The organism is Acidovorax sp. HMWF018, assembly GCF_003061035.1.
Classification (GTDB): Bacteria; Pseudomonadota; Gammaproteobacteria; order Burkholderiales; family Burkholderiaceae_C; genus Acidovorax; species Acidovorax delafieldii.
In genome coordinates this window covers 1-2,853 of the sequence record NZ_QAIM01000471.1, presented here as the reverse complement: position 1 = coordinate 2,853, position 2,853 = coordinate 1, and the positions used below count along the sequence as shown (strand labels likewise).

At 65.4% G+C, this 2,853-nt stretch carries 3 protein-coding genes and 1 pseudogene; all 4 read left to right on the top strand.

Features of this window, described 5'->3' with window-relative positions; translation table 11 throughout:
* Window positions 1-178, top strand: a pseudogene (gene rho, locus DBR23_RS31215) (transcription termination factor Rho); the annotation flags it as partial.
* 92 nt (window positions 179-270) lie between these two features.
* Window positions 271-525, top strand: a complete 255-nt coding sequence (locus tag DBR23_RS19795; protein WP_015013594.1) for a type B 50S ribosomal protein L31 — start codon at window positions 271-273, stop codon at window positions 523-525.
* Between the two features lie 109 nt (window positions 526-634).
* Entirely contained in the window at window positions 635-2,335 is a 1,701-nt protein-coding gene (locus DBR23_RS19790; RefSeq protein ID WP_099729901.1) for a hypothetical protein, read from the top strand.
* Window positions 2,335-2,853: MATE family efflux transporter (locus tag DBR23_RS19785; protein WP_255581792.1), on the top strand; the 519-nt coding region annotated here is incomplete at its 3' end. The genes DBR23_RS19790 and DBR23_RS19785, both read left to right, overlap by 1 nt.

The following is a 2,853-nucleotide window of genomic DNA, read 5'->3' as shown; positions in this document are numbered from 1 at the left end:
GAGCGGCACCCGCCGCGAAGAACTGCTTCTGGCCCCCGAGATTCTGCAAAAGACCCGCATCCTTCGCCAGTTCATGTACAACATGGACGAAATCGAGTCCATGGAGCTCATGATCAAGAACATGAAGGCCACCAAGACCAATGTGGACTTCTTCGACATGATGCGTCGCGGGGGCTAATTCTCAGCCTGTGCAATAATAGAGGGCTTTTTCTTGCGGAAAGTACATCGGACTGGCCGGTGCGGCTCCCGCAGTTGACTCAAAGGAAGATCATGAAAGAAGGCATTCACCCCAACTACCGCGAAGTTCTGTTCGTGGACCTGTCCAACGGTTTCAAGTTCGTGACCCGCTCGTGCGTGAACACCAAGGAAACTGAAACCCACGAAGGCAAGGAATACCCGCTGTTCAAGCTGGATACCTCTTCTGAGTCGCACCCCTTCTACACCGGCACGCAAAAGTCCGTGGACAACATGGGTGGCCGCGTGGAGCGCTTCCGCAACCGTTTCGGCAAGACCGCAGCGAAGTAATTCGCCCCTGCGATCCCGCCAAAAAGGCAGCCCGGGCAACCGGGCTGCCTTTTTTCATGGGTTTTGCCTTTATTCTCGGTGGCTCCTTTGCCCAGCCACCCACTGCCGCGTGACTCCACCCACCCCCGCCATCGTTACCCAGAACGCCGTCAGCCCACTGCCCCGCTGGGCTCTGCTGCTGCTGTGCATTGCCTACGTAGTGCCCGGCTTTGTGGGCCGGGATCCGTGGAAGAACGCAGACGTCACCGCTTTTGGCTACATGCTGGAGCTCGCCCAGGGACGCACTCCCTGGCTCAGTCCGCTGCTCGGTGGCATGCCCCCCGAAACCGAAGGGCTGCTGCCCTACTGGCTGGGGGCCTGGGCTGTGCAGATGGCACCGGCCTGGCTGTCGCCGGAGATGGCGGCCCGCATACCGTTCATCGCGCTCCTGGTCATCACCCTGATGGCCACTTGGTATGGCGTGTACTACCTGGCCCGCAGCCCAGGCGCCCAACCGGTCGCATTTGCCTTTGGGGGTGAGGCCTCTCCCCTCGACTATGCGCGCGCGATTGCCGATGGCGCCTTGCTGGCGCTGATCGCCTGCCTGGGTCTGGCGCAGCTCTCGCATGAGGTCACGAGCTATCTGGCTCAGCTTGGCTGCACCGCTTTGCTGTTTTTTGCGGTGGCCGCCATGCCCCACCGTACCGTGGCGCCCGCCGTGGCCCTGGTACTGGGCATGGCCGGGCTCACGCTGTCCGGAGCCCCCGCCCTTACGGCCTTATTGGGCATGGGCGGCGCGTTGCTGGCGCTGTTTGCACCCGCTGGCAACACCGACCGCCGCTGGCGCTGGGCCGCCGTGCTGGCCGCAGCCACACTGGCGGCTGCCGCCCTGGCCCAGGGTCTGGACCTTTGGCGCTGGCGTGTTGTGGGGTTCGATGGTGGTGGCAAGGACTGGCTGAGCCTAGCGCGCCTGCTGCTGTGGTTTGGCTGGCCGGCCTGGCCACTGGCACTGTGGACCTTGTGGCGCTGGCGCCAGCAGATCTTCAGCCGCCCTGGCCAACGGCACCTGCTGCTGCCCCTGTGGTTCACTCTGGTGTCGATTGGCGCCACCATCACCACCCAGCCGGCCGACCGGGCATTGCTGCTGGGCCTGCCCGCCCTGGCTGCGCTGGCAGCCTTTGCCCTGCCTACGCTGCGCCGCAGCGTAGGAGCCTTGATCGACTGGTTCACGCTGCTGTTCTTCACCGCATCGGCCCTCGCGATCTGGGTGATCTGGATTGCCATGCAGACCGGGGTGCCTGCCAAACCTGCCGCCAACGTGGCCAAGCTGGCGCCCGGGTTCGTGCCGCAGTTTTCTGCACTGGCTTTGCTGGTGGCCGTGGCGGCCACTGTGGGTTGGTGTGGTCTGGCGTGGTGGCGTGCGTCCCGCAACCGGGCCCCCATCTGGAAGAGCCTGGTGCTGCCCGCAGGTGGTGCTGCCCTGGGCTGGCTTTTGCTGATGACCCTGTGGCTGCCCCTGCTGGACTACGCACGCAGCTATGGTCCGCAGGTGCGCAGTGTGGTGGCAGCCCTGGGGCCGGAGCCCGGGTGCATTCAGACCGTGGGGCTGAACCGTGCTCAGGTGGCGGCTCTGCAGTTCCATGGACAGCTGTCGCTGCAGCGCGCGGGCCTGCAGGATGAATGCCAGTGGCTGCTGGTGGACAGCGCCTCCTGGCCCGCGTCCGAGCGCATGGTCCGCGCTGAGCTGTGGGAAGCCCGGGCCACCCTGCCCCGTCCCACCGACAAGAACGAGAACCTGCTGCTGTTCCGCCGTGCGGCCCCGGCCCGCTAATGTCGGAGCTGTCCACCATCACCCGGCACGCCGTGACCGTGCTGGCGGGGCAATTGGCGGTCATGGCCTTCGGGGTGACGGACACCATCGTGGCGGGGCGCTACAGCGAATCGTCGCTGGCCGCGCTGTCCGTGGGGTCGGCCATCTTCATCAGTGTGTACGTCGCACTGATCGGCGTGCTGCAGGCACTCCTCCCCGTGTGGGCCGAACAGCGCGGCGCGCAACAGCCTGAGGCCGTAGGCCGATCACTGCGACAGGCCTTGTACCTGTGCGCTGCTGCTTCAGTGGTGGGCATGGCGGTGCTGCTATCGCCAGGCGCGCTGCTGCGCTGGACGGAGGTCCCCCCTGCGCTTCGCCCGCAGGTAGAAAACTACCTGGCTGTGCTGGCACTGGCACTCCCACCCGCCCTGCTGTTCCGGATCTACAGCACCCTCAACCAGGCCCTGGGCCATCCGCGTCTGGTCACCTGGCTACAGGTGTGCTCACTGCTGATCAAGCTGCCGCTGTCGGTGTGGTTC

Coding starts and splice junctions, on each gene's coding strand:
- DBR23_RS19795 (WP_015013594.1), top strand. CDS start 271: ATGAAAGAAGGCATTCACCCCAACTACCGCGAAGTTCTGTTCGTGGAC.